Source organism: Methylobacterium brachiatum, assembly GCF_020523825.1.
GTDB classification, from domain to species: domain Bacteria; phylum Pseudomonadota; class Alphaproteobacteria; order Rhizobiales; family Beijerinckiaceae; genus Methylobacterium; species Methylobacterium brachiatum.
The window spans coordinates 88,853-107,165 of record NZ_JAJALK010000006.1; the positions used below are offsets into that span (position 1 = coordinate 88,853).

The 18,313-nt window shown below is 65.8% G+C and carries 28 protein-coding genes; 10 read left to right on the forward strand and 18 right to left on the reverse strand.

Annotated features, from left to right (window positions below; translation table 11 throughout):
* Positions 1-161: 161 nt before the first annotated feature.
* The 8 genes from LGR69_RS31865 to LGR69_RS15690 all read left to right on the forward strand — a co-directional run bounded on the left by LGR69_RS31865 (position 162) and on the right by LGR69_RS15690 (position 4,761).
* Positions 162-284, forward strand: coding sequence for a hypothetical protein (locus LGR69_RS31865; RefSeq protein ID WP_007565073.1), 123 nt, complete (start codon positions 162-164; stop codon positions 282-284).
* A 194-nt stretch (positions 285-478) separates the two neighbouring features.
* Complete coding sequence (locus tag LGR69_RS15660; RefSeq protein WP_230366576.1) at positions 479-760, forward strand: PilZ domain-containing protein; 282 nt, start codon at positions 479-481, stop codon at positions 758-760.
* A 398-nt stretch (positions 761-1,158) separates the two neighbouring features.
* Positions 1,159-1,416 carry a hypothetical protein gene (locus tag LGR69_RS15665; RefSeq protein ID WP_230366577.1) on the forward strand — a complete coding sequence of 86 codons (258 nt, stop codon included), beginning with the start codon at positions 1,159-1,161 and terminating at the stop codon, positions 1,414-1,416.
* Positions 1,413-1,604: a hypothetical protein gene (locus LGR69_RS15670; RefSeq protein WP_230366578.1), complete on the forward strand. Its 192-nt coding sequence runs from the start codon at positions 1,413-1,415 to the stop codon at positions 1,602-1,604. The genes LGR69_RS15665 and LGR69_RS15670 overlap by 4 nt, the downstream gene beginning before the upstream one ends.
* Positions 1,605-1,608: 4 nt before the next feature.
* Complete coding sequence (locus LGR69_RS15675) at positions 1,609-1,791, forward strand: hypothetical protein (protein WP_007565065.1); 183 nt, start codon at positions 1,609-1,611, stop codon at positions 1,789-1,791.
* A 6-nt stretch (positions 1,792-1,797) separates the two neighbouring features.
* Positions 1,798-1,998 (forward strand): hypothetical protein, encoded by a 201-nt coding sequence (locus tag LGR69_RS15680; protein WP_230366579.1) that lies wholly within the window; start codon positions 1,798-1,800, stop codon positions 1,996-1,998.
* Between the two features lie 443 nt (positions 1,999-2,441).
* Entirely contained in the window at positions 2,442-3,116 is a 675-nt protein-coding gene (gene cysC / locus LGR69_RS15685) for an adenylyl-sulfate kinase (RefSeq protein WP_307354591.1), read from the forward strand.
* A gap of 211 nt (positions 3,117-3,327) precedes the next feature.
* Positions 3,328-4,761, forward strand: coding sequence for a hypothetical protein (locus tag LGR69_RS15690; protein ID WP_230366580.1), 1,434 nt, complete (start codon positions 3,328-3,330; stop codon positions 4,759-4,761).
* Between the two features lie 187 nt (positions 4,762-4,948).
* On the opposite strand, the gene LGR69_RS15695 is transcribed toward LGR69_RS15690, so the two are convergent.
* Complete coding sequence (locus LGR69_RS15695; protein WP_307354592.1) at positions 4,949-5,269, reverse strand: hypothetical protein; 321 nt, start codon at positions 5,267-5,269, stop codon at positions 4,949-4,951.
* A gap of 382 nt (positions 5,270-5,651) precedes the next feature.
* Between LGR69_RS15695 and LGR69_RS15700 the strand changes: the two genes are divergently transcribed.
* Together LGR69_RS15700 and LGR69_RS15705 are read left to right on the forward strand one after the other, a co-directional pair.
* Positions 5,652-6,476, forward strand: a complete 825-nt coding sequence (locus LGR69_RS15700) for a KilA-N domain-containing protein (protein ID WP_230366581.1) — start codon at positions 5,652-5,654, stop codon at positions 6,474-6,476.
* Between the two features lie 187 nt (positions 6,477-6,663).
* On the forward strand, positions 6,664-6,864 hold the full coding sequence (locus LGR69_RS15705) for a hypothetical protein (protein ID WP_230366582.1): 201 nt from the start codon (positions 6,664-6,666) through the stop codon (positions 6,862-6,864).
* Positions 6,865-7,055: 191 nt separating this feature from the next.
* On the opposite strand, the gene LGR69_RS15710 is transcribed toward LGR69_RS15705, so the two are convergent.
* The 17 genes from LGR69_RS15710 to LGR69_RS15790 all read right to left on the reverse strand — a co-directional run bounded on the left by LGR69_RS15710 (position 7,056) and on the right by LGR69_RS15790 (position 18,313).
* On the reverse strand, positions 7,056-7,628 hold the full coding sequence (locus LGR69_RS15710) for a hypothetical protein (RefSeq protein WP_230366583.1): 573 nt from the start codon (positions 7,626-7,628) through the stop codon (positions 7,056-7,058).
* Complete coding sequence (locus LGR69_RS15715) at positions 7,628-7,975, reverse strand: hemolysin XhlA family protein (protein WP_230366584.1); 348 nt, start codon at positions 7,973-7,975, stop codon at positions 7,628-7,630. The genes LGR69_RS15710 and LGR69_RS15715 overlap by 1 nt, the downstream gene beginning before the upstream one ends.
* A gap of 17 nt (positions 7,976-7,992) precedes the next feature.
* Entirely contained in the window at positions 7,993-8,535 is a 543-nt protein-coding gene (locus LGR69_RS15720; protein WP_230366585.1) for a 3TM-type holin, read from the reverse strand.
* A gap of 3 nt (positions 8,536-8,538) precedes the next feature.
* A complete protein-coding gene (locus tag LGR69_RS15725; RefSeq protein ID WP_230366586.1) occupies positions 8,539-9,396 on the reverse strand; it encodes an N-acetylmuramidase family protein in 858 nt (285 codons plus the stop codon).
* A gap of 31 nt (positions 9,397-9,427) precedes the next feature.
* Positions 9,428-9,583: a hypothetical protein gene (locus tag LGR69_RS15730; protein WP_230366587.1), complete on the reverse strand. Its 156-nt coding sequence runs from the start codon at positions 9,581-9,583 to the stop codon at positions 9,428-9,430.
* A 23-nt stretch (positions 9,584-9,606) separates the two neighbouring features.
* The gene (locus LGR69_RS15735) at positions 9,607-10,122 is read right to left on the reverse strand and encodes a hypothetical protein (RefSeq protein ID WP_230366588.1); all 516 of its coding nucleotides are present in this window, start codon (positions 10,120-10,122) and stop codon (positions 9,607-9,609) included.
* Between the two features lie 12 nt (positions 10,123-10,134).
* Complete coding sequence (locus tag LGR69_RS15740) at positions 10,135-11,145, reverse strand: hypothetical protein (protein ID WP_230366589.1); 1,011 nt, start codon at positions 11,143-11,145, stop codon at positions 10,135-10,137.
* Positions 11,146-11,149: 4 nt separating this feature from the next.
* The gene (locus LGR69_RS15745; protein WP_230366590.1) at positions 11,150-11,392 is read right to left on the reverse strand and encodes a hypothetical protein; all 243 of its coding nucleotides are present in this window, start codon (positions 11,390-11,392) and stop codon (positions 11,150-11,152) included.
* 84 nt (positions 11,393-11,476) lie between these two features.
* Entirely contained in the window at positions 11,477-11,908 is a 432-nt protein-coding gene (locus tag LGR69_RS15750) for a hypothetical protein (RefSeq protein ID WP_230366591.1), read from the reverse strand.
* A gap of 79 nt (positions 11,909-11,987) precedes the next feature.
* Positions 11,988-12,392 carry a hypothetical protein gene (locus LGR69_RS15755; RefSeq protein WP_230366592.1) on the reverse strand — a complete coding sequence of 135 codons (405 nt, stop codon included), beginning with the start codon at positions 12,390-12,392 and terminating at the stop codon, positions 11,988-11,990.
* On the reverse strand, positions 12,389-12,772 hold the full coding sequence (locus tag LGR69_RS15760; protein ID WP_230366593.1) for a hypothetical protein: 384 nt from the start codon (positions 12,770-12,772) through the stop codon (positions 12,389-12,391). The genes LGR69_RS15755 and LGR69_RS15760 overlap by 4 nt, the downstream gene beginning before the upstream one ends.
* 73 nt (positions 12,773-12,845) lie before the next feature.
* Positions 12,846-14,417 (reverse strand): hypothetical protein, encoded by a 1,572-nt coding sequence (locus tag LGR69_RS15765; RefSeq protein ID WP_230366594.1) that lies wholly within the window; start codon positions 14,415-14,417, stop codon positions 12,846-12,848.
* Positions 14,414-14,809, reverse strand: coding sequence for a hypothetical protein (locus tag LGR69_RS15770; protein WP_230366595.1), 396 nt, complete (start codon positions 14,807-14,809; stop codon positions 14,414-14,416). Before LGR69_RS15770 ends, LGR69_RS15765 begins: the two co-directional genes overlap by 4 nt.
* A gap of 19 nt (positions 14,810-14,828) precedes the next feature.
* Complete coding sequence (locus tag LGR69_RS15775) at positions 14,829-15,296, reverse strand: hypothetical protein (protein ID WP_230366596.1); 468 nt, start codon at positions 15,294-15,296, stop codon at positions 14,829-14,831.
* 8 nt (positions 15,297-15,304) lie between these two features.
* Positions 15,305-16,444, reverse strand: coding sequence for a hypothetical protein (locus tag LGR69_RS15780; RefSeq protein WP_230366597.1), 1,140 nt, complete (start codon positions 16,442-16,444; stop codon positions 15,305-15,307).
* A complete protein-coding gene (locus LGR69_RS15785; RefSeq protein ID WP_230366598.1) occupies positions 16,437-17,219 on the reverse strand; it encodes a YmfQ family protein in 783 nt (260 codons plus the stop codon). Before LGR69_RS15785 ends, LGR69_RS15780 begins: the two co-directional genes overlap by 8 nt.
* The gene (locus tag LGR69_RS15790; protein ID WP_230366599.1) at positions 17,219-18,313 is read right to left on the reverse strand and encodes a baseplate J/gp47 family protein; all 1,095 of its coding nucleotides are present in this window, start codon (positions 18,311-18,313) and stop codon (positions 17,219-17,221) included. Before LGR69_RS15790 ends, LGR69_RS15785 begins: the two co-directional genes overlap by 1 nt.

Consider the following 18,313-nt stretch of genomic DNA (forward strand, 5'->3'; position numbering starts at 1 on the left):
TCTCTCGACGAGTCGAGGCTGCGCGCGGAACCTGACGGGTCGAAGCCGGAAAAGCCATGACCCCACCGATTGGATCGAACGCCCTGGGCCGGCCGCGCGTTGGGCTCCCGCGACGCGCCGCGGTCCGATGCGCCGCCGATCGATGAAACGGAGGGCGAGCCATGTCGAAGCCGCTGCGATTCCTGCGGAACTGGTTCCTGCTGTCGATCCCGGTCGGCTTGTTCGTCGGACGGTTCATCAAGGCCGGCAAGGGACCGCCGCTGCGCGACGACGAGCGGCGGTAGCAAGGCGCGGACGGCAGGCCGGGTCGCGGTCGCCCAGCGTCCGGCCGGTGCGCGTTCCGCTCTTGGCTCAGATGTCCTCGCCGATACCTTTATTCTCCTATCACGGGAGCTTTGATCAATCGATCGTTAGTATGTTGGGCGCATTTTTACTGACATCGCGCCAGATCGGCCGATACCGTCAGGGTCATTCGGCCATGCCCCGCACCGCCCGGCCCCCGACCATCTTCGTCGAGCGACGCGCCAGCGAGCGCAAGGCGACGGCGTTGCTGGCTTTCGCGCAGCACCAGGATGGGTCGCGCTTCCCGTGCCGGATCCAGAACCTGTCCGACGGCGGCGCGATGCTGGAATTTTTCGGGCCGAACGCGGCCGTACTGGAGACGGCGTTCGACCTCGTGCTGGCCAATTCGGATACGCGCTACGCCGTGACGCTGGTCTGGCGGAAGGACCGGACGGCCGGGGTGCTGTTCTGTGCGTGACGGTTGGTTGGGCGGCCTGTGCAGGGTGAAACTATCGGCCGGTGAACCCCGAGCGCGCATCGGACAGCGTATCCCGCCGCCGCTTTGACGGCCGAGCGCTGCTTCGCGTGACGACGCGAGCCGTTCGTGCCCGACCAAGCTCGGTTCGAGTTCGAAGGTCGTCAGGCCATGATCGATGCAGGCAGTATGGTGAGCGCGCTGGGACTCGAACCCAGGACCTACAGATTAAAAGTTATTTACCGCCGCCAAAAAGCTCAATAAATTCCGTCAATGCTGTGTCCAATATGGACCACAGTATCGGGCAAAATTGTGGGGTGGCCGATAGGGTTTGGACACAGCTTAGGCTCATTTGATCCGGCCGAGTCGACGCCCCTCCCCTCTCGCGGTAGAGGATCGCCATGGCCTCGAACTCGACCGTCTCCGAACTCCGGAAAACGTCCGACGTCACGGACGACGAGATCACCGCCGCGGTCGACGCGGTCCTGGCTGACCTCGCGAGCGAGGCCTATCCGCTGGCCAAGGGCTGGACGCTCGACCTGGTCGCGGCCATCGCGAATCACAAAGCCTCCCAAGACGCGCTGCTCACCGACCGAGAGCCCTACAAGCGCAACATGGTTCGGACCGCGATCCTGCTGGCGCATCCGGTGAAGGGATGAGCGAGCCAGTCGACAGGGCCGTGGTCCAGCAGATGATGCGGCGCCTCGACGGATTCGCTCGCGGGCTCGGCTTGGACGAGGCGGCCACGCGGCAGATCGTCGAGAAGGTCGCCGCGGACATGGTGGATCAGCCGGACGAGGAGCGCATGATGGAGGCGCGGAAGCGAATGCTTCTCGCGTCCGCGTAGCCGCATGCTCGAGGAGGATCCCATCGCCGAGGCCGTGACAGTGCTCACGTCCCGCGGTCATACCGTCGAGCCCGACGACGACTTCGAGAACTGGCGCGTGGACGGCGGTGAGCCAATCACGGCCGGGGACCTGCTGGCGTGGGCCATCGTGCTCGGCCTGAACGGCGGCGTCGGGCGGCTGCAGTAGCCCGCGATGCCTCAGACCCTCACCGGCTGGATCTTGTTCGCTGCCGTTCTCTTATCGGGAATGGGCGCCGGTTCGATGGCCGCTGGTATGCTTGATGACGTGCTCGGCGATGGAGGCATCAAGCGTCGCGACCTGGGTGCGCTCATGATGCTATTCACGCTGATGGTGGCGTCGGCGCTGCTTCTCTGGCTCGTTGAGGGCCGCTGACCGGATGCCCACCGAACCGCACGCACCGATCCGCGGACGCGCGCTCCTGGCGCTCCGAGCCTGCGCTGCTCATCCGCAGGGCCTCCGGCATGAAGCCTATCCAACCTACATGCCGATGCTCGCCGAGACGGGCTTAGTAAAGGAGCGCCATGTCCGCGGCCCAGGTCGATCGCAGCCGGCGTGGTTCTTGACAGCAGCAGGCCGGGCGGTGATCGCCGAGCTCCGGCCGAGTGAGGTGAAGGACTAGCCGTCTCTCGTTGCGAATTCCTCGGTTTGGCCCAAAACGAGCGACCGACGTCGAATAAATCATTTCACGGGTTTTCCATCGGACCACGACAAATTGCACAGGATGGCCGCCTCAACTTCGCAACGTGACGTTGCGGCCACAGACACGTTCACGCCTTTGTGTACACTCCTCAAATCGCTTGAGGAGCTTCTTGCAGATGCCGCCTATGCAGGGACGAGAACACCATCTGACATGGCAGACGCTGCAGCCTCGCGAGCAGCGCTGGGCCACTCTCGGTCAGAGGCCGGCAATCGCCTGGCTCACCGGCCTATCCGGCGCCGGCAAGTCCAGTATCGCCGACGCTGTTGATCAGGCTTTGATCAGAAGTGGTCGTCACTCTATGGTTATCGACGGTGATAACCTGCGGCACGGACTTAACCGCGACCTCGGTTTCTCCGCGTTGGACCGCGTCGAAAACATTCGTCGCGCCGCAGAGACCGCCCGGCTTATGGCTGAAGCTGGCCTAATTGTAATTGTCGCATTGATCTCGCCGTTCCGTAATGACCGGGAAGCGGCCAAACTTATAGCCGGCGATATCACTTTTCTTGAGGTTTACATAAACACACCGATAGACGTGTGTGAGGAGCGCGATCCGAAGGGGCTTTATAATCAAGCCCGCGCGGGCAAAATACAAAATTTTACTGGTGTTTCCCATCCGTATGATGTTCCGGAAGCACCCGATTTGCTGATTAACACCCAAGGGTACTCCATAGAGCAGTCTGCGGCGGCCCTCATTTCGCAATTGATGCGAGTGACAGCGCTATCGCCGGTCCATATGGAGAGCGTGGTCCGACGTAAGCCTGAGCGAAAAAACTGTGCTCAAGAAGCATGAGCAGACACTCGACGCAACGGCGATGCAAGCTATCGCACTCAAGGTTCTAAACCGAGGGCGGTATAGACTTTGCGTTCAATAATTCCCCTGCCCTACGTTCCGGGTCGGAAATTTAAGTGTCAGCAGTGGCTACACTTGCCCTGGAATGAGGCCTCGGGTTTCCTGCCGACATGCCCTATGAAACACGCAAACCAGCAAAGAACCATACGTCATGACGAGCCTTCTTATCACGACTCCGAACTATCTGCTCCGTTATGATACCAAAACTCGAGAAACGTTTGTAGTCGAAGATAGCAGACGCGAGTATTATGGCATTTCCTGGTTTGCCGAGGAGAAAGAGCTCTATCTAGGTCACTCGGCCAATAAAAACCAGTTTGTACAAAGCTTTCCGGACTACGCCGCATCCGAGACGGGGCACCTCTCCAGAGGCATGGAAGAGTCTTGGCGGTTCTTATCTTTGCCCCATCAAGTACTATGTCATGGCAATAAAGTACTCGTGACAAACACAGGCCGAAACTGCCTTAGCGTCGTAAACAAAGAGGATTGGTTTATTCGTCAATTCCATTATAGCTCGATCAAATGGGATCGCTATGGTGCCGGCGTATCCATTGGTCACCATTTTAATTCGCTCTTTTATGATGGTAAATTGATTTACATCTTGGCCAGCAATCATGATGCCAATTCCTTCGTCGTTAAAATTGATCCAAACACATTTGATCACGTGGAGACGCTGCAGAGCAATTCCAGCCACATGCATAACATTTGGGTTCGCGATGACGATACTATAATATCTTGTGACTCGATGAATGCTCGGCTCGTTAATTTCGAGACCGGCGCAGCGCTTTGGGAATGTCTGGATCGCAGCATAATCACGCGCGGTCTAGCCGCGACGACCTCAGAAATATTTGTCGGAGCTTCAACTCGAACCGATAGAAATAGTAGAGTGAGTGGCGAAACTGCGTTGTGGGTTGTTTCCACCGACGACTTTCAGACCCTTGATTATCATAACATAGGCGACCTGGGTGCCGTGCACGAAATCAGAGTTATCGGCGAGCGAGATCTTTGTCATGATAATGGAGTAATGCCGGTATGGGACGGTCTTAACGGTGTCCCTTTACGCTCATACTTGAGCAGAAATAAACTGGATGCGCTAGAAGCTCGAGCTGCCGCGATCAAGTTCTGGGACGTGAAAGTCGGTGACATTGCGATCGCAAGCGATACAGCGATCCAATCGTCGGGCACGGATTTATGTATAGCATTGGTTCCTGGTAAGGCCGAGCGCCACACACGCCTTCGTGCAACGCTGGACGTATCGGATCCAGAGGCTGCCCATACCTCGCTTATTTTGCGGTATGCAGGACCTGATGACACCAATATGATAGTCGCAATGCTACGTCGTGAAAGCGCATTACAGGGCCGAATTGGCATATGGCAGCACGATGGAAGCACATGGACTGAGCTTGCCGGGGCGCCGTTCTATAGATTAACAGCCGAAATAGAGTTTGTTGCTGAAGATGATCAACTGATGGTTATCTCGGACGGACAAGTTATTTTGGCCACCACGTGCCGCGGGTCATCAGTCCTGCCAGGCAGGATCGGGGTGAGAAATCTTGGAGGGGCGGTTCTAGGGTTCAGTCCCCTCTGAGCGGGCAACGTCGAATCGTAGCCCGCCATTCGGCGGTCTTTGTAGGTCTGCCGAATGGCGAAATTCATGGCGCTTCAGCTACCTGGAAGAAAATAGTTAGTTCAGCGGCCGTATGCGGCCAACTCCCAGATCGGCGGCCCCCACACCTTGCCCGGCGTGTTCCGGTAAGCGGCCGTCCGCTCGAAGGCTACCCGGTCCGCTCGAAGGCTACCCGGTCCGCATGGACACCCGTGGCGCGCTTCCCAGCGACCATCACCGCCCCGCAATAGTCGACTCGGAGCGTGCCGTGCGCCGGGTGGACGCCGAACAGCTGCCGATCCGTCCAGCCGAGAGCGAGGGCGTCAGCGCCGAGCCGGTCGCAGAAATCGATCGCGGCTTCCCGAACGGCGGCCCAGCGCACCGGCGGCATGTAGCGGCAGGGCGAGGCGTGCGGCGACAGGCGTTCGAGCTGGTCGCGCCAGGAGGCGACGGCGGGCGGGAGGTCGACGGGTGTGGGGCTGGCTGACATGCCGGCTCAGTACGACCCAACGTCGGCAACGCCAACAGCCGCCGGTTCCCGCGCTTCCAGTGGGCGAAGATCGGAATTCACAGGCTTTGCAGCGGCAAATAGCTGGTTGTTCACAGGGCACAGCTGATTTGGTGCCCCCGGAGCACGACCGGTGGATATCGTCGCTCTCAAGCGGCCCATAGGTCGACTTGAGGTAGCCGGCCATGCAGGCTGCGTGTCTCGAAACGAAAAAGACCGCCCCGAGGCGAATCGGGAACGGTCTTTCGTGGAGAGGTCGGCTAGGGCCGGACCACCTCGCGCAACCGGATCTAAATCCCGATCCGGAGGATGTGTCCAGACCCTGACCGGCGTCATCAACACGCAGTCAGGACTTGTACTTAACGTGCAACAGCACTTCGACCTCATCCCCCACCAGACGGCGGGCGGCCTCGTCTGCCAGCGCCCGAGCGACGGCTACATCAACGCTACGGCGATGTGTAAGGCCACCGGGAAACAGGCCGGCGATTATGGGCGGCTCGCCACAACCACAGCGTTTCTCAACGCGCTGTCGACCGATACGGGAATTCCCGTAACGGAACTGGTTCAAGTAGTTAGGGGCGGAAACCCGGAGGAGCAGGGAACCTGGGTGCACCCTGACGTTGCGATCAACCTCGGGCAGTGGTGCTCGCCCGAGTTCGCCGTTCAGGTCAGCCGGTGGGTTCGGGAATGGATGACCGGGCGGGCCGCCGTTCGGCCTGCTCTCCCGTATCACCTCCGCCGCCATCTCGCGAACCACCCGAACGTGCCGGCCGGGCACTTCTCGATCTTGGTCGAGATGACGATCTTGCTCATCGCTCCGATGGAGAGCATGGGCTACACGCTGCCCGAGCGCCTGTTGCCGGACATCTCGCAGGGCTTGATGTTCTGCAAGTGGCTTCGCGACGAGTGGGGCATCGACACCGATTCGCTGCCGAAGTACCGGCACGACTTCGAGGATGGCCGAGTCGTCTACCCGAAGGCTTATCCGGATGACATGCTGGCGGAATTCCGGCGTCACTTCTGGACCGCTTGGCTGCCTTTGGAGTCCGAGGCCTACTTCGCTGGCCGGGATAGCCGGGCGCTAGAGTACCTGCCGCGCCTCCTGGCCAAGGCCACCGCGGCCGGTCTGCACGCGCCGGGCAAGCGCCTCCCGCCGCGGCCCATCCCGAAGAAGATGCGCCAGGCGTAGCGCCTCGGTTGCCTGGGCCTCCTGAGAAGGTCCCGGGCTACTTCCCGATCGCCTCGGACTTCATCAAGTGGGCCATCTTCGTGGTCAAGCGGCCCGCTCAGCCCCGCCCCGATCTGCTTACGGGTCGGGGTTGACGCCGCCTGCGGAGTCTGTCCCGGGCGTTCTGGTGGATATACGGAGGAGCACGATGATGACAGGCGAAAGAGTGAGGCTGCGCGACAGGGGCGATGCCCTGGAGCAAGGTATCGACGAAAACGCAATCGGCGTTGTCCTGCACGCATTCGACCCTCCGGCGAATCAGCATCGCGTCGATGTGGAGTTCCCTGGTGGGAAAACTTTAGAAGGCTGGCACACGAGCAAGTTCGTTCCTGCGGATCCGGCCGACTGAGCCCAAGATGAAAAAGCCCCGCGCGGCGGCTGCCGGCAGGGCTGAAGGTGGTTCGGGAGGAACGGCTGGGGATCGCAAGCCGCGGGCCAGCTACGGCGGATCCCGCGGGAGCTTCCGGCCGACGATGATACCGACCAGCAGCGCGACCAGGGCCCAGGCGTGGCTCAGGTCCTGGCCCGGGGGCGCGCAGTTCACGGCGCCGGCGCCCGCGGCAGGATCTCGAACTCCAGGGGCACCAGGATCGTCGTGATCGACCATCCGAGTGCCCGCTGCAGCGGGTTGCAATCGTAGGCCACCACGCCGAGGAGCCGTCCGCGGCCGGGCATGGCATCGAGCGGGATGAACGGGCCGATCACCTCTTCCTCGCGCCCCAGCGGGCCGTAGGCGTCGAAGCGCTCGGCCTCGTAATCCAAGCGCCGACCTGCACCGTCCACCAGCCACCAACGGCGGGTGATCTCGCACGAGCGCGATCGCTCGCGGACGCCGCGGATCAGCAGCCGCTCGCCGGCGTGGACCTGCTTGCTCGGGTTGACGATCTCCCGGGAGACCTGACGAACCGGGGGATCGCGGTCGATCGCCATGGCGAAGATCCAGCCGACCACGAACAGGAGCGTGCTGTAGTAGAGCCCATTGAGCACGAGCTGCAGGCGGGCTTGCCGTTTGGATGGGCCGTAGGCGAGTTCGATGGCGCGGGCATAGATTTCGTCGGTACGGTCCACCTCGGGGAGCATCGTGACCTGCATGGGTTCCGGTTTGGGGGGCATCAGTGCGGCACCCCGCCCTTCGACAGGACGAGCCCGACGATCGCCAGCACGATGGCGCCGAGCACGGATTTCACGAGCCAGCCGACGTGGTCCTTCAGCTTGGACACGTCGTCGACCACGTCCTTGAGTTCGGTCTTGGTGGCGTAGACGTTGCGGAGGTCCTCCCGGATTCCGCGCACGTCGGACTGGACCGCGTCGAGCTTCGTCGCCGAGACCGCGACGTCGACCTGCATCTTGGTCCAGGCGGCCTCGTCCTGGCTCTTCTGGCCTTCCGGCATCATGGCCTCGTGATCCTGGAACCGTAGGAAGGCGGGGGGCTGCGTGACAGCTTCGAGGGCGGCGGCCATGGCGCGCGCATCCCGGCTCAGCGCCGCGCCGTCTGCGGGGCGGGCACGGCCCCCGGCACGCCTGTCGTCCGCTCGTAGGTGCGCATGGCGCCCAGCCCGAGCATGCCGATCAGCACCGGCATGAAGTCCGACACGACGATGGTGGGCGGCGCGGGGAAGGCGATGCCGAGCGCGACGCCGAGGATCGCTCCGAGCCACGTCACCAGGGGCGCGGCCAGGAACTGGTAGACGAAGGCCGCCACGCACGCCCAGCCGAGCGTCGGCCGCCACCGCGAAGAGAACCGGTCATTGCCCTGCGCCTCGGCCAGGTTGATCGCGTTCTGCTGCTCGTTCTGGGCTTGGATCGCGGCGGCGACCGCGGCCTCGCGGGTAGCGAGCGCCTGCTCGATCTCGGCCTGAGCCTCCGCCTTCTTCTGCGGGTCCGGGATGGTCCGATCCACGATCACCCGGGCGATCTCGGCGATGCTCGGGATGGCCGCGCCGATTCCCGCGCCGAGCGCCGGACCGGCGCCGCCTGTCAGGACGCCGCCGAGAATGGTGCCGATGATGCCGCTGGCCATGGGTCAGCCCTCCTTCTTCGGGTAGGCGGTGCGCAGCCGCGAGAGCGCTGCGGCCCAGAAACCGGGTTTGGCCGGCGTGGGCGCGGGGGCAGGGGCCGCCAGCGCGGGCGAGCCGCTGTTCCGCGGCGCCGGCGCGAAGACCGGCGGCGGCAGCGGGGCGACCGAGACCGGCGGGATCGGCACCGGCTTGCCGACCGCATCCTGCGGCGGCGACCAGGGCGTGTCCTTGATCTTCGACCACTTCGCGAAGGCCGCCGCGAGCTTGGTGTGGTAGCCGTGCTGCGCGTAGCTGGCGCCGTTGTAGCCCCGGGCGAAGGCCGCCCAGTTGTGCGCACGCAGCTCGTCGTCGAGGTGGTTGGCCTTGATGAACCGGACCATCGCCTGCAGCTGCTCGGATTCGCCGCCGTCGATGAAGGCGACCACCATCTGCTGCGGGCTGTCGTAGCCCGCAGCCACGAAGTTCTCGCCGAGGATCTGCCCGAGCCCCCAGGACGCGGCCTTCAGCGCGGCCGTCTCGTTGATGTTGAGCGCGGAGGCCAGGCGCGGGTAGCTGTCGGCCGGGTAGCCGCCTGCCTTCCACCTCTCATAGGCGATCCCGATCTGCACGGCGTGGGCGCGGTCGGATCCGACGAGGTTCCGGTAGAAGACGTGGGGCTCGAACAGCATCTTCGGCCGGCCCTGCTTGTCGAAGCCGCCGCCGGCCGTCTCGACCTCCAGCACCGCGTGGAGCTCGTCCTCGCCGACGCCGATCAGATGCCCCGCCGCCGGCAGGTCGAGATCAGCGAGCCGGACGGCCCGGCCCTTGAAGTCGGAGGCGCGCGCGCGCGCGAACGCTGCCGCCGTGGCTGCGGGTGTCGGCATGGTGGTGCTCCTGGGGTGAAGGGTCGCGCTCTCAGCGCGCGCAGGACCGGGCGCCGCAGATCCAGATCGTGCCGGCGCCGTCGATGAAGACAGGCACGCAGGGGCCGCGGCGGCGGGGCCGGGCATCGGCTGCGGTCGAGATCAGGAGCGCGCAGGCGAGCGCCAGCGCCGCGGGGATGCGGGTCATGGGCGACCCCGATGTTGCAGAGGTCAGGCGGCTGGCGGCGTGATGTTGGCGATCCAGGCCTGGCAAATGATCGAGTTGCCCGTCGTGCTCCACTGCGCCGACGAGGTCAGATCCTGGGCCACGGACAGATCGGGCGGCACCACGGGCTTGCCGCCGAAGAGCCGCACCTGATTGTCGTCGACGAACAGGATCCCGGCGCCGGTGATCGCGCCCTGGAGCACCAGAAAGTCGGCCACCGAATACCAGGGCACGTCGCTCGCCCCGAGCAGGCCGCTGATCGCGCGTGCCGGCAGCAGCAGCACGCCGCCGAGCCGGATCCGGGGCGTAATCGTCGGCAGCAGGCCGACCGAACTGGAGATCCCGTATTGCACGAGCCGCAGCCGCGTGCAGGGCGTGAGCGTGTTGCCCGGGATCGCCAGCTTCGACGGGAGCGCCATCTCGCCGGTGCCGGTGATCGTCAGGCCCGGGAGCATCTGCTGGTTGGCCTGCCGGAGGCCGCCCTCGGTCAGTATCTCCATGCCGTTGAGGCGGACGGTCATGCTGGCCTCCGATCAGGCGCCGCAGAACGCAGAAAGCAGCGAGAAGGCGTTGGCGCCGGTGGCGGTGCCGCCGTTGGTGAAGACCGCCCGGTATAACGCGGCCCGGACCTTCACCTCGAGATCGAACGGCGTGCCGCCGACGACTGCCTGGGTCGCCACCGTGATCCAGTTCGTGCCATCGGTGGAGGCCTGGATCTGCAGCGAGCCGGACTGGTCCGAGACCACCGTGGCGCCGAAGCGGGAGTAGTAGGGATTCGGCTGGCCATTCGCTTGCCGGGCGGCACCGGTGACGACCTGGTCCGCGGTGAGCGCCCCACGAAACGTCTCGGTGTAGAGGCTGGTCTGCCGGACGTAGCCGACCGATCCGCCGCTATCGAAGTTGGCGACCAGGCTGCCGCCGTTGGCGATGAACAGCCGGGGCGGGGCCGGGACGGTCTTGAGGAGGATGTTGATCGCCGGGCTGCCGGCGGCGATCGAGGTCACGTTGAAGCGGATCAGGCGGTAGGGCGTGACATCACACTGCCGCATGTTGAACGGCTTGCCCTCGTTGAAATTCGTGTCGCCGGTGTTGCTGTCGAGGTTCGGCAGCTGGCCCTTGATCGCCTTCCACTGCGTGTTGTCGACCGTACCCTCCAGGTTGCTCGAGCAGCCGGTCGAGGACCGGATATCGACCATCGCCGACATGAAGCCCTTGACCGCCATTGCGGCCAGCGGCCCGGTCGTGGTCGGCGAGAACGTGAAGAGCTGATCGTCGCGCTCGAGGCTGTTGTAGATGACCACCAGGCGATCGGCGGCCGACATCGGCGTGGTGTCGTAGGCCAGGGTCACGGTGCTGCCCGAGGCCGTGCCGCCGAGCGCGCCGCTGCTGTCCTGCGGGTCGAAGATGACCTTGCCCGAGGCGGCGTTCACCACCAGGACCAAGCCATCGATCGTGAACCCGGGCACGCCCGCGAAGGCGATCTGCTTCTGGGCCGTCGCGAACGCATACTGCGCCGGCGCGAGCCGGGCTTGGGACTGGGGCAACGGCCTACCTCACAGCGTAGAGGATGGCGGCGCGGCGCGCGATCGCGCTGGCCTGCGCCTCGGTGAGGCCGCCGCCGGGGCCGCCGCCGGCAGGATCAGCCCAGGCGGCGGCATAGGCGGCGCCGCCGGTCTTGGTCAGCACCTGCCCCGCAGTGCCGCCGCCCGGAAGCATGCCGGGGGTCGTGTCGCCGCCGGACAGTTCCTTGACGGTGCCATCGACGACGACGAGCGGGTTGCGCGCGACCATCGCCGGTTACGCCAGGACGATCGGCGGCTGGGACTGAAAGTTCAGCTCCGTGGCCGCGACCGCGAAGCCGACACGCTGGACGACCTAGCCGGATCCGGACGGCGCCGTGGAGGTGGCGGTTCCCGGCGTGGCGGCGGACAGGAAAACCGGGCCCGGGATGAGCCCGGAGACCTGCGTGTCCGCGCCCTCGAAATAGACGGTCGCGTTCGCGCCGTTCGCGACCGAAGCGAGCACGAAGCCGTGGGCCTCCTTGCCGGCCACAGAGGCGTCGGCCTTCCGAACCTTCGCGCCCGACGAACTCCAGATGTTCACGAGGTCGCCGGCCGCGAGCGCCTCCGAGGCCGCGATCGTCTTGGTGTCGGCGCCGATGCCGCTCGGCATCATCCTGGTGTCGAACCGGCCGGTCGCGTCGAGCGCCGGGATCTTGCCGGCGTCGGCCGCGCCAGCGCTGGCCTGCACGGAGGTCTTCTCCGTCACCGTGCCTGCGTTGTTGTAGAGGTACTTGTCGCCGGGCATCGTGCGCTCCTCAGAGGGTTCGGATCGGAGGGCCGAGGGACACGATCAGGCGCGTCGGACCCACCGCGACACCGATCTGCTAGACGAAGGCCCCGGCCGGCGGGGTCTGCGTGAGATCGCCGTCGAGGCCGAGCCACACCGGGCCGGGCAGCCAGGCCCAGGACGGTTCGTCGATCGCTCCAGACGAGACGACCGCCACGTCGGCATCGGCCGCGGCCGCACCGGTCGTGACGCCGATGACCGTGCCGAGGTCGGAGAGGATGGCGGCCGAGGCGTAGACCGCCCCTTCAGGCGTTCCCCGCACGACCTTGTGGCCGCCGAGCGCTACGGCGGCCTGGATGGCGGTCTCGGATCGATTGCCCTGGGCCGACGCGCCTGGAGGCCCGTCGCCGCCCATCGGCCCGGGTACGACCACGCGCACGATGCCGGGCTCGGCCGGCCTGAGAACGCGCACCCGGAACGGCCCGTCGCAGCAGGCGCTCATGGCAGGAAGCTCCGGACGGTGACCGGACCGCCGGCCCAGTCGCGGGTCTTGCCACCGATCACGCGGCGCAGGGCGTAGCGCGGGCCCTGGCCGCGCGGGATCAGGTCCGATTCCGCGATGGTGTAGGGCCAAGTCACCCGGCCGGCCGCGACGTCGATCGTCAGCATGCCGTCGCCCAGCACTGCGTCCGAGCTGTGCGCGATCTCGCCCCCGGGCTGCGGACCGGCCGCAGCCGAGTACGGCACAGCCGGCCACGCCACGACGAGCTCGAACACCGACCCCGCAAGGTTGGCCGGGGTCCCGTCCGCGTTGGCGAACTCCCAGATCACAGCGGGGTCGTCGTTCCCCCGCCGGATCTCGATCGGTACGTCACGCGTCATGGCGCTCCCGGCGAGCAGGTTCGGTTAGAGCGGTGGAGGAGGAGGAAGGCGAAGCGGCGAGGCGCTTCGTGGCCTAGGCTACGGCCCCGGACGTCGGGCCGAGATGGAACGCGTTGTCGTTCGCGTAGTAGTTTGTCGCCACGGACCCCGTGCCCGAGATGCTGAACGAGCCGCCTGTCCCGCGCATCGTCCCGGTCAGCCGGTTGCGCGCGCCGCTTTCGACTGCGCCATAGCCCGTGTTACCGGTGCTCAACACGTCGAGCGCGCAGTCGGTGCAGGCGTTCATGTACAAACCGGCGGCCGGGCTGTTCTGGACGCCAGCGAAGCCGCGGATTCGCTGGGAGTTGTCGAACTGCACCGCCGGAGACCCGATGGCGGCCGCATTCCCCTTCATCCCGACGACGCTGATCGACGTGTTGAAGTCCGAGCAGTTCTGGCCACGCACGGCTTGCCCAAGCGCGGCATAAACCTGGATATGCCCGCCGATGAAGTTCGCGATGTAGGAAAGCAAAACACCAGGACCGCGAACTGAATCCACGAGGATCCGACCGTTGTTGTAGACGCTGGCGACGGGGCCGTTGCTCGGGTTGGCGATCACAATCGCGATCGCACTGTCTTGATAGGTCACGGTCGGCACCGTGTCGGTCGAGGGACCGACCACATCCATGCGGTCAATATCCAGACCCGCGACATCTTCGAGCCGGATCCCCTCCCACGTCACCTGACTGGTATTGCGGGTGTGATCGACCCGCATGTCGACCGTGAAGAACCCGCGCGAGCGAATGATGTAGAACTGACGCCCGCGGGTCAGCTCGGCGACAAGATTGCGCGTCTCGATATCGACGACGTAGTTCGTAGCGTGGGGCTCGCAGTCGACGGCGCTGAAGCAGTTCTGGAAGCGCAGGTCCCGCAGAGCGACGCGGTAGACGACGCCTGACCCTGTCCCGAAGCGGAGCGCCGAAGATCCGGCCGGTGCGTTCCTCATGTCGAAGATCGCGCCGCCACTGATCGAAGAGGCGATGTCGTAGCCGGTCAGCCGAAAAACGGATGAGGCCGAGGTCGAGCGGACGCTGCTCGTGCCCTCGAAATGGATGTGAGCGCCTGACGGAACCGTGACCTGGCTGTTGATGTCGTACCCGGCCCCGAGCTTCGGCGCCCGCACCAGTTTGCCCGTTGCGATCGCGCGCGTGAATGCCGGCGCGTAGTCGGTGTCGCCGGACTGAACGTAATCCAGCACCGAGACCGCGTCCGTGAACCGATCAAGTGCGCTGCGCTGAGCCTGGCCGGTCGCAGTTGCGAATTTCGTGGTCGGCAGGTCCGTCGAGCTGAGCTTGCCCGCGATCGCGCCGCCGATGGTGCCGGCTGCGGTGGCGGCGATCGAGGCGGCGACGTGGCGGCGGGTCAGGTCGGGGGTCATGAGCCCCGTTGTAGCGCTGCCGGCCGCGGCGTCATCGGCGGTGGCAACAACATCGGACAGCGCGATGTCGGGCTTGGACACGCCGGCGAAGGACCGCACGAGCCCGTCCGCGCCCTTGTCACCCTTCTCGCCCTTGCCCGGTGGCCCCGCCGGGCCGGCCGGAAGCGCGACCCCGGGGGCGACGTTCTGTGCGGCTGGCCGCAGAACAACAATCGCGCCAGAGATCATCGCACAACCCCAGCTTCGACCGTGACGGGACCGGCCGCGATGGTTCGGGTCAGGCCGTCACCGGTAGCCTGGACCTCGAAGACGTAGTCCCCAGGGGAGAGCCGGGCGACGGTCGCCTTCGGGATCGCGAGCGCGACGACGTTCAGGCCGGCGCCTCCGGATGAGATCGAGCCGTTTTGAGGCAGGCCGTTCACGATACCGGAGACGCTCGCGGCGACGATCTGGGCGGTCGGATCGGTCGCCCGCGCGCGCATCATCATCGTCAGCGTCAGACCCGCCAGCGAAATCGGGTTCGACGAAACGTCGAGGTAAGCCCAAGCGTCGGTCCAGTCCTCGTTGTTCGCGATCGAGACCGGGAACGTGAGAAGCGGGAGGTTGAGGATCTGGGTCACGGGCGGCCCTCGACGCGCGCTAAGCCGCGATCTGCGCAGCGGCGACGAACAGCGCGTCGATGTCGGCGTCCTTCAGCTTCCGGCTCTTGCCGAGCTGGGCGACGTATGGATTGGCGCGCTCCCACGTCCGGGCGTCGGAAAACCAGATCGCCACCTCGCCGCCCGCCTTCTGGACATCGGCCATCACGTCGTCGAGCAGCGTCTTGTCGTCGGCGGAGCCGGGCGTGCGCAGAAGCTGGATCTTGGCCTGCGCGCTCGACACGGCTGCGGGTACGGGCGTCGGAGCAGGGGCGGGCTCCATGAAAGTCTTGCCGCCGTCAGCCGTCGTCCAGCCCGCGGAGGGCTGCGGGGAAACACCGGTGACATCGGTCAGGTCAGCCGCGTATTCGGGCGTGTAGATGTCGCGCCCAGGCACCCAATCACTGGGGAGCTCGACCACTTCGTCGACGACACCATCAGGGTGCCAAGCCCATAACTTCGTTGTCATCGCGCGCCTCAGTATTGGAAGGAGACGTAGCCATCGGCGCCGTTGCCGCCGGCCTGGGTGTAGGTGGTCGTGTAGCCGCCGCCGCCGCCGGTGCCGGGGGCGACACCCGCCACGCCGATCACGCCGGTGCGGCCGCCGCCGCCGAGCAGGGAGCTGCCGCCGAAGCCGCCCGGATAGTTGGCCGTCCCGACGGGGGCATCGTTGCCGCAGCCGCCCGCGATGTTGACCTGGCCGCCCGTGCCGACGCCGCCGGCGCCGCCAGCGTTGCCGTTGTTGCTGACGCCGCGGCCGCCGGTCGCCTGCATGATCGAGCTGATCGACGAAGTGCCGCCGTTGCCGGAATTGCCCGCATAGCCGACGCCGAGTGAGGCGCCGCCGACCACGTAGGGGATGTTCTGACCTGGCGTGACCGGAATCCAGCCGAAGGCCGCGCCGCCGCCGCCACCGCCCGCACCGGCTTGCGTGCCCGATGTTGACGTGCCCGACCCGCCCGCGCCCGCGCCGACGCAGGTGCCGAGCACCCAGAAGACATCGTAGGGATCGCCCGCCGCAACCGACGGCACCTTCCAGGTATAGCTGCCTGCAGCCTGCTTCGAGAAAAGCCCTCGGCCGACCGGAGATTGCGCGACGACAGACGGCGCGCTGAGACCGGCGCCTGTGATGACGACATTGCCAGCGCCGTCCGCCTCGAAGCGGTAGCGGCGGCCGGCCTTGATGTCTCCCACGCCGAGGGCCGAGCCGTCCTCCTTGAGGATCGGAAAATCGACGTAAGCGCCGGTCGAGCTGAGGTTCATCACCCGCAGCTTCGGGGTCGTGATCGTGTTGGGTGCAGCCGCCACGCCGCCGAGGCGCATGCCCCGCAGGAATGCAGGAAGCACAGCATCCAAGGTGGCCACAGCGAGATCGCCGGTCCCGGTCAACTCATCGACCCAGATGCCACCGCGGGATACGGCCTGCGTCCACTGGAACAGGTTGGCGCTGTCCGGGGTCAGCCCCGCCAGCAGCTCGAGGTTGACGCCCTCGCGCTGCAGTTGGTTGAAAATCAGAGCGTTGACGATGGAGCCCGGATTGGAGCTTGCCGGATCAGCATTCTGGTGATCCGGGACCGGCAGCGCGCCAATCTTGTCGAACGGAGGGAGTCTATCCATTGCCGATCGCCACCTGTGAATAATCGAAGAGGACCTGGGTGTGCGCGGGCGCCAGTCGCCGGATCACGCACTCAAGATCGGTAGCGAGGCCGAACTCGCAGTGATGATCGACGCCGCACTCGGCCACACCGCCACGCTGCCAGCGCAGGGCGGTGTTGAGGATTGAGACGCGCCAGATGAACCGAATATTCGGGGCGCCGAGGCGCCACACCCAGTCGTCGCCGCCGCTGAGGTCGATCTTCAGGATGGGATCGACGCCGCATCGCGCGCTGCCGCATCGCGCGTAGGTGTAGACGAGACGCCCTGCCGGCCGCGTGTCGCCGCAGCGGGTTTCGCCGCAGACGACCGGCCGATACTCGTAGATGCGGATCTGGTACCCAAGCCCCGCCGCGAGATCGATGAAAAACTGCCGGTCCTGACGCCCAACCATCGTCAGCTTGCGAATCAGCGCTTCACGCCGGAGAGCCAAGTTTGGCGCCTCGGTGCTGCATGGATCCGGAAGGCCGAATGCACGCTCCCAGTCTGTAAGCAGCTCGTAAGTTTGCCGCGGATCCGTCTCGATGAAGAGCAGGTCAGCCGCGCGGGCGTCGACCTTGTTGCCCCATACCTTGGCGAGCCCACGCGTCAGATCGGAGAGCGCCTCGTCATCGCCCCGGGGCGCCGTGTCGTCCGACGCCGGCGCTTCAGCCCGAGGCCAAGCCGGGCCGACCGGATGCAGATCTTGGAAAGCCTCGGCGTAGTCGTCGGCCGAGCGGCGAACGAACGGGTCCGCCATCAGATGAAGGCCACCGACCCGAGCGTCGCCATGCGGCCGCCGTTCGCCATAACCGCATCGCTCGTCGACAAGTCGAAATAGTCCACACCCTCAGCAGCCGAGATCGCCTCGGACTGCCAAGCCGCGTAGATCGTCTGACTCGGCTGGAGCGCGCCGTTCACAGCCCGGGCCGGCGCGGCGCGCTGCTTGATCATGGCCGACAGGCTCGCCAGGACCGCCGCCCGGGTGGACGGGGTGTTGGGAGACAGATTGCCGATCGCGAGATTAACCGGCTGCGGCACGGGCGGCACCACATATATGTCCGAGACGGTGATCGGCCGCACGGTAGCGATGTGAGCCGCCACCGCGTCGCAATCGGACTGGATTGGGTAGCCGCCGAGCGACGCCCGCAAGTCGTCCATCATGAACCGGATCGTCACCGTGCCGAGCGCGACCTCGTGCGGCGCGGCCCAGGCACGGGTGACACCCGGAACCTCGCGTGCCCAGGCCACGTAGTCGTCGGCATCGCCGCCCATCGGCGGCTTGCGGATACGGAACAGCACGCGGTCGCGCAGGCTGTCGACGCTCTCGATGTCGACGCCGTAGCTCACAATCCCAATCACGGTCGCAGACGCGGTGACACCGGAAATTGCGGCGATGAGCGAGAGGGCGCTGTCGTTCGATAGGTTGCCGACGATGCCCGAGGTGAGTGCGCGCACGGTGAGCGTGGTAGCGACGTCCGTGCCGCCCAGCGTCACCGCAGCCGTGGACTGGAACAGCAGGCCTCCCTGGCTGAACTGCGTGCCTTGCGGAACGACCGTGCCGGCGGGCCCGGACAGGGTTGCCCTGAGGACGCTGTAGGTCGCCGCCTTCCGGCCGCCCGGCAGGAAGATATCGGCCCAGCGCTGCAACATCTGCTCGCCGGCGCGGTCCGGTAGATACTCGTCCGCTTGGCGGAAAATGTACTGCAGCACCAGGAACGCGAGCGCGCCGTTGTCGTCGGCGAGGATGCCGGCGGGGCAATTGCCGGGCAGCGCGCCGACGCGGAGCGCTTCTATGACGGCATCGCGGCTGAGCGCTCGGGTCTCCGCGAGCGTAGGGATCTCAAGCGGCAT

What these genes read in the sequence shown, in the direction of transcription:
- LGR69_RS31865 (WP_007565073.1), top strand. Translation starts at nt 162, where the DNA reads ATGTCGAAGCCGCTGCGATTCCTGCGGAACTGGTTCCTGCTGTCGATC.
- LGR69_RS15660 (WP_230366576.1), top strand. Translation starts at nt 479, where the DNA reads ATGCCCCGCACCGCCCGGCCCCCGACCATCTTCGTCGAGCGACGCGCC.
- LGR69_RS15665 (WP_230366577.1), top strand. Translation starts at nt 1,159, where the DNA reads ATGGCCTCGAACTCGACCGTCTCCGAACTCCGGAAAACGTCCGACGTC.
- LGR69_RS15670 (WP_230366578.1), top strand. Translation starts at nt 1,413, where the DNA reads ATGAGCGAGCCAGTCGACAGGGCCGTGGTCCAGCAGATGATGCGGCGC.
- LGR69_RS15675 (WP_007565065.1), top strand. Translation starts at nt 1,609, where the DNA reads ATGCTCGAGGAGGATCCCATCGCCGAGGCCGTGACAGTGCTCACGTCC.
- LGR69_RS15680 (WP_230366579.1), top strand. Translation starts at nt 1,798, where the DNA reads ATGCCTCAGACCCTCACCGGCTGGATCTTGTTCGCTGCCGTTCTCTTA.
- cysC (WP_307354591.1), top strand. Translation starts at nt 2,442, where the DNA reads ATGCCGCCTATGCAGGGACGAGAACACCATCTGACATGGCAGACGCTG.
- LGR69_RS15690 (WP_230366580.1), top strand. Translation starts at nt 3,328, where the DNA reads ATGACGAGCCTTCTTATCACGACTCCGAACTATCTGCTCCGTTATGAT.
- LGR69_RS15695 (WP_307354592.1), bottom strand. Translation starts at nt 5,269, where the DNA reads ATGTCAGCCAGCCCCACACCCGTCGACCTCCCGCCCGCCGTCGCCTCC.
- LGR69_RS15705 (WP_230366582.1), top strand. Translation starts at nt 6,664, where the DNA reads ATGATGACAGGCGAAAGAGTGAGGCTGCGCGACAGGGGCGATGCCCTG.
- LGR69_RS15710 (WP_230366583.1), bottom strand. Translation starts at nt 7,628, where the DNA reads ATGCCCCCCAAACCGGAACCCATGCAGGTCACGATGCTCCCCGAGGTG.
- LGR69_RS15715 (WP_230366584.1), bottom strand. Translation starts at nt 7,975, where the DNA reads ATGGCCGCCGCCCTCGAAGCTGTCACGCAGCCCCCCGCCTTCCTACGG.
- LGR69_RS15720 (WP_230366585.1), bottom strand. Translation starts at nt 8,535, where the DNA reads ATGGCCAGCGGCATCATCGGCACCATTCTCGGCGGCGTCCTGACAGGC.
- LGR69_RS15725 (WP_230366586.1), bottom strand. Translation starts at nt 9,396, where the DNA reads ATGCCGACACCCGCAGCCACGGCGGCAGCGTTCGCGCGCGCGCGCGCC.
- LGR69_RS15730 (WP_230366587.1), bottom strand. Translation starts at nt 9,583, where the DNA reads ATGACCCGCATCCCCGCGGCGCTGGCGCTCGCCTGCGCGCTCCTGATC.
- LGR69_RS15735 (WP_230366588.1), bottom strand. Translation starts at nt 10,122, where the DNA reads ATGACCGTCCGCCTCAACGGCATGGAGATACTGACCGAGGGCGGCCTC.
- LGR69_RS15745 (WP_230366590.1), bottom strand. Translation starts at nt 11,392, where the DNA reads ATGGTCGCGCGCAACCCGCTCGTCGTCGTCGATGGCACCGTCAAGGAA.
- LGR69_RS15750 (WP_230366591.1), bottom strand. Translation starts at nt 11,908, where the DNA reads ATGCCCGGCGACAAGTACCTCTACAACAACGCAGGCACGGTGACGGAG.
- LGR69_RS15755 (WP_230366592.1), bottom strand. Translation starts at nt 12,392, where the DNA reads ATGAGCGCCTGCTGCGACGGGCCGTTCCGGGTGCGCGTTCTCAGGCCG.
- LGR69_RS15760 (WP_230366593.1), bottom strand. Translation starts at nt 12,772, where the DNA reads ATGACGCGTGACGTACCGATCGAGATCCGGCGGGGGAACGACGACCCC.
- LGR69_RS15765 (WP_230366594.1), bottom strand. Translation starts at nt 14,417, where the DNA reads ATGATCTCTGGCGCGATTGTTGTTCTGCGGCCAGCCGCACAGAACGTC.
- LGR69_RS15775 (WP_230366596.1), bottom strand. Translation starts at nt 15,296, where the DNA reads ATGACAACGAAGTTATGGGCTTGGCACCCTGATGGTGTCGTCGACGAA.
- LGR69_RS15780 (WP_230366597.1), bottom strand. Translation starts at nt 16,444, where the DNA reads ATGGATAGACTCCCTCCGTTCGACAAGATTGGCGCGCTGCCGGTCCCG.
- LGR69_RS15785 (WP_230366598.1), bottom strand. Translation starts at nt 17,219, where the DNA reads ATGGCGGACCCGTTCGTTCGCCGCTCGGCCGACGACTACGCCGAGGCT.
- LGR69_RS15790 (WP_230366599.1), bottom strand. Translation starts at nt 18,313, where the DNA reads ATGCCGCTTGAGATCCCTACGCTCGCGGAGACCCGAGCGCTCAGCCGC.